Genomic DNA, 7354 nt, shown 5'->3' with positions numbered 1-7354 from the left:
AGCCCGCGTGGAGGTCGTCACCCTGCGACGACGGCAGCGCCGGCAGATCCGTCGGCGACGTCGCCGTGACCGGATCGGCATGCGCCGGCACGCCCACCAGCAGCCCAGCGACCAAGGCACTCGACGTGATGACCCCAGCGAGCACACCGGCTCGCGAAGAACGCCCCGACATGGGACTCCCCTACTACTGCAACGGGACGAACCCGAGAACGCTCCGCCCTCCCCTGGAGAGCACGGGCCTGAGCGTAGGGAAAGCGGGTCACAGGAAATTCTTCGCCCGTGGCCCCCGTTCGGGGCCCCATCTGCCCTCGGGGTACAGCGCATGTTCCGACTGACAGGCGACTTGTGGACCGGAACGGAGGGTTCGTGTGCGCCTGATACGTCTTTCGGGGTACATCGAGGAGGTGAAGGTCCGCACAGCGCGGACGTTGGCGAGAACTATCCGCTCCGCGTGTGTCACCGAGCGTGAGCTTTGCGCCTTCCTGACAGGGCGCTCCGCAGCCGCATCATGGGTCAGTCATCGAGCTCGGAGACCGGTCTCATCGGGCCCTTGAGCATGGAAGGCCGGGCCGGGCCGTCGCGGGCCCATTCGGCACCGGCGGCGACCGCGAGGGTCGCGGCATTCGGGTCGCCCTGGTGAGCCCTGCCCACGCGACCCGCCGTCGAACCGCTCCACGCCCCCCGGGCGCCTCAGCGAAGACGGAAACGATCGCGCGGACGGCGATCAGAACGGGCACCATCTTCGCGCATGGCGCAACGAGGCAGCTCCGGACGGCGGCCCAACCCCGACCGGGTCGCGCCCGCGGACGCGGTGCTCACGGCCGCGTTCGTCGCGGCAGAACGTCACAGTGCCGCGGTGGCCGCGCTCGATGTCGACAACGCTCAGGCAGGTCCATCGACGGCTCGACGACGAGTCCGTCGGGCGCTGCGAGCGGGCAGACTGGAGCGACGACGACCTGGGGGGCAGGACATGGACGACGCGACGGACACGACGGGGGCGACCGCAGCCACAGCAGGGACAACACGGGCGCAGGCCGGAACGGGACAGACCGGGAAGGCGCGACCACGATCCGTGGTATGGCCACTCGGGCTGCTCGCGATCTCCGGGCCGCTGGCGATGTTCGTCGTCCTCGTGGTGACCGTCGCCCGGATGCAGGTCTCCGGCGTCGGACGCGGGGATGGCGCTCGGGACGGTGGCTGCGGCGCTCGTCGGGGTCGGGATCCTCATCGTGTTGCTCGCCTGGGCCTCACTCAGCGTCTGAGCCCCCCGCGGTGCGGTGGCGGGACGAGCCAGCACCTACCCTGGACGGATGCTCTCCCGACGTGAGGCCGCCGTGCGCCTCGACATCCCCCTCGAGATGGCGGCGCACCACGGGATCCCGTCGCGCCTCAGCGAGGACGACCTCGCCGCGATCGAGCAGGACCCGCCCGCCTGGCTCGTGCAGTCCCGTGCGAACCGCACCGGCACGAAGAAGGTCTGGGTCGAGCTGGCCTGCGTCGTCTGCGGCTACACCGAGACCGCGCGGCCGAAGAAGTGGTGGCCGGACTGGGACCACCTGATGTGCGACTACCACGCCCCGTACCAGGCGCCGGAGCCGACCGCCGGCTTCGTCCGACGCGAGGTCGAGGGCATCGGCAGCCGCTTCGTCGCCCTGGTGGACGAGAAGCCGTAGCGGCGATCGCCGGGCTGCGCCCGGTGGCGGACGGGAGGACCGTGGCGGGGACGCACCGCGCCTCCAGTCCGGCGGTGGGTCGCGACCGAAGGCGCGTGGCGGGACCGCGCCGCGCCTCCCGTCCGCCTGTTGTAGCGGTCCGACCGCCGGTCCTGCCGGTGTGCGCGCTGCCGCCGACCGCGGCGGCGGGCCGGGGCCGCGCCGCCGCCGACCTCAGTGCAGCTGCACGCCCAGATCGCGGCCGGAGACCACCACGGCGTCGATCTCGACGCGACCGGCACCCTGGCCGACGGTGCGCGTCTGGATCTGGTTGAACGCCCAGTCGTCCGGGAGCGGTCGGAGCACGTTGCCCTCCCAGCCCGTGGACATCCCGGCGACGAAGGAGTGGTGCGCGAGGCCCGCGTGCGCGACCGCTGCGCAGGTCCGGCGCGATCCGTAGACCCCCGGGTGGTACTCGTCTCCACGGGCGCGCAGCCCCGCTGCAACGCCACGGAAGTAGGGCAGCACCCGGTCGGCGACGTCGTCCGCGGTGGCGTCGTAGTCCACGGCGAACGAGATCGTGGTCTGCTTCGGGATGCCGAGGGCGCGAGCGGCGTCGTGCGCGCGTTCCGCGTCGCGGACCCCCTGGTCGCGGCTGAACCACGATGCCTCGTACCCGCCCTCCTCGAAGATGGGCCAGAGCCGGAGGCACGCCGACGCGAGCACGTCGAGTTCGCTCGGCGTGAGGGCCTTGTCGAGCGCACCGGGCACCTGTTCGTCCGTCAGGTAGCGCCCCACGAGGGAGACGCCGGACGCTCGGATCGCGGCGGCCTGGTCGGCGGTGAGGCGGGTCGCGGTGTCGGCACCGGTGACCGGTCGGTCGGCGTCGCCGCAGCTGACCGCGAGCGCGGCCCAGCTGGCGGGGTCGCAGACGCCGGTCTGCGCAGCGGGCTCGAACGCCTGGAAGGCCTGGAACTGCCGCATCGACTCGACGTCCACGGCCGACCACGCGGCGTCGAACGGGACGTGGACGCCGTTCAGGACCAGCAGGCCGGCGGCGAGCTGCGCCCAGCTGCCCGTGTCACCCGGGCGGACCGTGGCCTGCGTCGCGGCGCGGAGGGCGGCGGCGGTCGCCGGTCCCCAGACGCCGTCCACGTCCTGCACGCCGATCGCGGACTGGAGCGCGCGGACGACCGCGCCACCCGTCGGGACGTCGGCCACACCACCCGTCCCGCAGTAGGCACCGCCAGGCACCTCGGCCGCGGTGCGGTTCAGGTACTGCTGCACCGCACGGACCTCGGTCGACCCACCGGGCACGAGCGTGGCGGCCCCGACCGTGAACAGTGCGGCGAACAACGCCGGGGACACCTCGGCACCGCGGGTCGGGTCGGCCGTCGGGGCCCCGAGGTCCGCTCGGTAGGCGTCGAGGGCTCGACGGGAGGCGTCGTCCCAGTCCCCCGTGACGCGCGCCCCGGCTCCACCGGCGCAGATCAGCCCGGCCTGGACGAGGCTGCACCAGGCGGCGGCGTCCTGATCACCGTCGAGCCGGACCGGACCGTGGTCCCGGAGGCGCTGCCTCGTCTCCGGGCCGTACGCCGGGACGAGCGGCGTGATGCCCAGCAGCGACTGCGCTCCCTGCAGGACGCCGGTGCGGGTCCCCGCTCCGGCGACACCGTCCTCGTCGACGTGCTGCCACCCCTGGAGCTGCCCGAACGTCGCGTTCAACCACCGCTGCACGGCTGCGACGTCTCCGGGAGCACCGTCGGCGGTGCCACCGGTGGGCGACGGGGAACCGCTCGGTTCCGCTGCCGCCCGGGCCGGATCGGCGAGGACGGCACCCAGGATCGGGACGGCCCCGAAGAACGCGAGGGCACCACGGCGCGAGACGGACATGGGAGGGCTCCTTCGTGGTCGGACTCTGCGGCTCCGGTCCGACCGCCGTCCAGCGCGCCGGCGAGGTCGCTCACGGGCACGTCGAGCTCCCCCACACGCTGGTCAGACGATCGTCTGGCCAGCAGCGTAGTTCGACGCCGACGCGCGGACGATGAGGCTCCTCTCAGGCCACGGGGCGGCGGCGCGCACCGGCGATCGGCGCGACACCACGGCTCGTCGAGTCGAGCGCGTCGCGGGAGCCGGTCGCCGGGCCGTCTACGCTGGAACGCGAGTCCGTGCAGACTCACCGACGAAAGGCAGTCCCGCTCACCATGCCAGCCCCCAAGCACGCGCTCGACCTGAAGACTCCCCCGCCCCTGAAGCGCGGCGCCCTGCGCGTCACGCCGCTCGGCGGCCTCGGTGACGTCGGGCGCAACATGACCCTCTTCGAGCACCGCGGGAAGCTGCTCGTCGTGGACTGCGGTGTGCTCTTCCCCGAGGAGAGCCAGCCGGGCATCGACGTGATCCTCCCGGACTTCACCGCCGTGCGGGACCGTCTCGACGAGGTCGAGGGCATCGTCCTCACGCACGGGCACGAGGACCACATCGGTGGCGTCCCGTACCTGCTCAAGGAACGCCCCGACATCCCCGTCATCGGCTCGAAGCTCACGCTCGCGTTCATCACCGCGAAGCTCCAGGAGCACGGCATCACGCCGCGCACCCACGAGGTCGCCGCGGGCGACCGGCACAGCGCCGGCCCGTTCGACCTCGAGTTCGTCGCCGTGAACCACTCGATCCCGGACGGTCTCGCCGTCGCCATCCGCACCAGCGCGGGCACCGTGCTGCACACCGGCGACTTCAAGATGGACCAGTTCCCGCTCGACCAGCGCCTGACCGACCTCAACGGGTTCGCGCGGCTCGGCGACGAGGGCGTCGACCTGTTCCTGGTCGACTCGACCAACGCCGAGGTCCCCGGCTTCACGACCGCCGAGCAGGACATCGCACCGGCGATCGACCGCGTGTTCCGCGAGGCACCGAAGCGCATCGTCGTGTCGAGCTTCGCGAGCCACGTGCACCGCATCCAGCAGGTCCTCGACGCCGCGCAGCGCCACGGGCGCAAGGTCGCGTTCGTCGGTCGGTCCATGGTCCGCAACATGCAGATCGCGGCCGACCTCGGCTACCTGCACATCCCGGACGGTCTCGTCGTCGACCTGAAGCGTCTCGGCAAGCTGCCGGACAACAAGAGCGTGCTCATCTGCACCGGTTCGCAGGGCGAGCCGATGGCCGCCCTGTCGCGGATGGCCCGTCGCGAGCACCTCATCACCGTCGGCGAGGGCGACACGATCCTCCTCGCCAGCTCGCTGATCCCCGGCAACGAGAACGCGATCTACGGCGTCATCAACGGGCTCATCCGCTGGGGTGCCACGGTCGTGCACAAGGGCAACGCGAAGGTGCACGTCTCGGGCCACGCCAGCGCCGGCGAGCTCGTCTACTGCTACAACCTCGTGAAGCCGAAGAACGTGCTGCCGGTGCACGGCGAGTGGCGGCACCTCGTCGCGAACGCCGAGCTCGCCGTCCGCACGGGCGTACCCGAGGACCGCGTCCTCGTCGTCGAGGACGGCGTCGTCGTCGACCTCGACCGCGGCCGTGCCCGCGTCGTCGGCCGCATCCCCGCGCCGTACGTGTTCGTCGACGGGACCACCATCGGCGTCGCGACCGAGTCCGCCCTGAAGGACCGGCTCTCCCTCGCCGAGGAAGGGCACATCACGGTGCTCGGCATCTTCGACGAGGGCACGCAGAAGCTCGTCGACCCGGTCGAGTTCCTGCCGAAGGGCTTCGTCGAGGCGGAGGGCTGGATGCAGCACGCCGAGCAGGTCGCCGAGAAGGCGATCACCGAGGCGACCGGTCGCGGACACATCGACGGCGCCGCCGCGGAGCAGGCCATCGCGACCGGTCTGGAGCGGTGGTTCCTCCGCCGGCACCGCCGGACGCCGGTGATCACCGCGGTGGTCGTCGACGCCGACTGACGCCGGACCGCACCGAGGGAGCGTCGGCCCGGGCCCGTGTCCGGGGTCCGGGCCGACGCCTGCTAGCTCCTGACCCGGGGACCGACCATCCCGAGCAGGGCCAGCGCGTCGGCGTCCGGTGATCCCGGTGCCGCGGTGTAGAGCACCAGGAACTGGTCGGCGTCGGTGAGCGCCAAGGTGTCGCAGTCGACCGTCACCGCGCCGACCGCCGGGTGGTGGAAGGTCTTCGTGAGCATCGGCGCCGGCTGGACGTCGTGCCGGTGCCACAACCGCGCGAACTCGGCGTTCCCGGCCTGGAGGTCGTCGATGAGCGCGACGACATCGTCGTCAGCGGGGTGTTCCGCGAGCGTGGTCCGCAGCCGCATCACGACGTGGTGCCGGAACTCCGCGGCGTCCGAGATGCCGTAGGGCGGCTCCGTGGGGTGGTCGGCACCGCCGACGGGGAACGCCAGGCGGGCGAGGTTGCGACCCGCGCGGTCCCGGAGCGCGAAGTCCTCCATGAGCGCCGCCGCCAGCGGGTTCCACGCGAGGACCTCGAAGTCCGCGGCCAGCACGATCGCCGCGGTCTGCGGCAGCCGCTCGATGACCGCCAGGATGCTCGGGCGGACCGCGCGCCGGAGCGACCCGGTGCGCGGGCGAGCCGTCCCGGCCAGCAGGAACAGGTGGTCGGACTCGGCGTCCGTGAGTCGCAGCGTGCCCGCGATGCCGGCCAGGACCTCCGCCGACGGCCGCGGCGCGCGGCTCTGTTCGAGCCGCACGTAGTACTCCGTCGAGATGTGGGCGAGGACCGCCACCTCCTCACGGCGCAGGCCCGGCGTCCGCCGGCGCGTGCCGGACGGCAACCCGACGTCCTCGGGGCGCAACCGCTCTCGACGCGACCGGAGGAACGCGGCGAGTTCCTGCTTGTCCATGCCCCGATCCTCCCCCGCCGGACCGACGGCGTCCTGGTACCGGCTGTACCTGGATCGGGTCCTCGCGCCGGACCGACGCTGGGGCCATGACCGACACCACCTCCCCCACCCGAACGCCCGACCTGCTCTCCGGCAAGGTCGTCCTCATCACCGGAGCCAGCCGTGGCATCGGTGCCGCAGCCGCACGACTCTTCGCCCGCGAGGGTGCCGCGGTCGTGCTCGCCGCCCGGAGCACCGACGCCCTGGAGGCCCTCGTCGCCGAGGTCCGCAGTACCGGTGGCACCGCGGACGCCGTCGCCCTCGACCTCGCCGACCCCGCCAGCATCCGCGCCGCCGTGGCCCGGGTCGACGCCCTGCACGGTCGACTCGACGGCGCCTTCAACAACGGTGCGGCGATCCAGCAGCCGGGGCCGCTCGACACGACGAGCGACGAGGACGTCGAGACGCAGTTCGCCGTCAACTTCCGCGGGCACTGGGTCGCCATGAACGCCGAGGCAGCTCTGATGCGGCGGTCCGGCGGCGGGGCGATCGTCAACACCTCGAGCATCGGGAGCCGCCGCGCGAACCCGGCCCTCCCCGCCTACGGCGCCATGAAGCGCGCGCTCAACAGCATCACCGAGACGGCCGCGGTGACCTGGGCACCCGAGGGCATCCGGGTGAACGGCATCACCCCGGGCGGCACCGAGACCGAGATGATCGAGGAGTGGGAGGCCGCGACGCCGGGGATCACCGAGCAGATCAACGCGTCGGTACCCCTCGGCAGGATGGCGCGGCCGGAGGAGGTCGCGGAGGTCGCCGCCTGGCTGCTCAGCGACCGCGCGTCGATGGTGACCGGGGCGAGCATCCCGGTGGACGGCGGGGCCGGGGCGTAGGGGCGCGAGTACGTCGACCT

Annotated in this window: 5 protein-coding genes; 3 read left to right on the top strand and 2 right to left on the bottom strand. The window is 72.7% G+C overall.

The features are described 5' to 3' along the window. Positions 1-1310: 1310 nt before the first annotated feature. Positions 1311-1673, top strand: a complete 363-nt coding sequence (locus tag BEP24_RS15460; protein WP_065964920.1) for a hypothetical protein — start codon at positions 1311-1313, stop codon at positions 1671-1673. A 213-nt stretch (positions 1674-1886) separates the two neighbouring features. Here the strand turns inward: BEP24_RS15460 and BEP24_RS15455 are convergent, their stop codons facing one another. Next, complete coding sequence (locus BEP24_RS15455) at positions 1887-3545, bottom strand: glycoside hydrolase domain-containing protein (RefSeq protein ID WP_065964918.1); 1659 nt, start codon at positions 3543-3545, stop codon at positions 1887-1889. A gap of 311 nt (positions 3546-3856) precedes the next feature. Between BEP24_RS15455 and BEP24_RS15450 the strand changes: the two genes are divergently transcribed. Next, positions 3857-5551 (top strand): ribonuclease J, encoded by a 1695-nt coding sequence (locus BEP24_RS15450; RefSeq protein ID WP_065964916.1) that lies wholly within the window; start codon positions 3857-3859, stop codon positions 5549-5551. 62 nt (positions 5552-5613) lie between these two features. Here the strand turns inward: BEP24_RS15450 and BEP24_RS15445 are convergent, their stop codons facing one another. Continuing rightward, positions 5614-6462, bottom strand: a complete 849-nt coding sequence (locus tag BEP24_RS15445) for a helix-turn-helix transcriptional regulator (RefSeq protein ID WP_065964914.1) — start codon at positions 6460-6462, stop codon at positions 5614-5616. 86 nt (positions 6463-6548) lie between these two features. On the opposite strand from BEP24_RS15445, the gene BEP24_RS15440 reads away from it, so the two are divergent. Then, positions 6549-7334: an SDR family oxidoreductase gene (locus tag BEP24_RS15440; protein ID WP_065964913.1), complete on the top strand. Its 786-nt coding sequence runs from the start codon at positions 6549-6551 to the stop codon at positions 7332-7334. Positions 7335-7354: the final 20 nt, after the last annotated feature.

The organism is Curtobacterium sp. UCD-KPL2560 (assembly GCF_001705035.1).
In the GTDB taxonomy this organism is placed as follows: Bacteria; Actinomycetota; Actinomycetes; order Actinomycetales; family Microbacteriaceae; genus Curtobacterium.
The sequence above is the reverse complement of the archived record's forward strand: the minus strand, read 5'-3'. Positions and strand labels throughout refer to the sequence as shown.

Bases quoted from the DNA above. Each gene is read 5' to 3' on its own strand.
- BEP24_RS15460 (WP_065964920.1), top strand. From the start codon at position 1,311: ATGCTCTCCCGACGTGAGGCCGCCGTGCGCCTCGACATCCCCCTCGAG.
- BEP24_RS15455 (WP_065964918.1), bottom strand. From the start codon at position 3,545: ATGTCCGTCTCGCGCCGTGGTGCCCTCGCGTTCTTCGGGGCCGTCCCG.
- BEP24_RS15450 (WP_065964916.1), top strand. From the start codon at position 3,857: ATGCCAGCCCCCAAGCACGCGCTCGACCTGAAGACTCCCCCGCCCCTG.
- BEP24_RS15445 (WP_065964914.1), bottom strand. From the start codon at position 6,462: ATGGACAAGCAGGAACTCGCCGCGTTCCTCCGGTCGCGTCGAGAGCGG.
- BEP24_RS15440 (WP_065964913.1), top strand. From the start codon at position 6,549: ATGACCGACACCACCTCCCCCACCCGAACGCCCGACCTGCTCTCCGGC.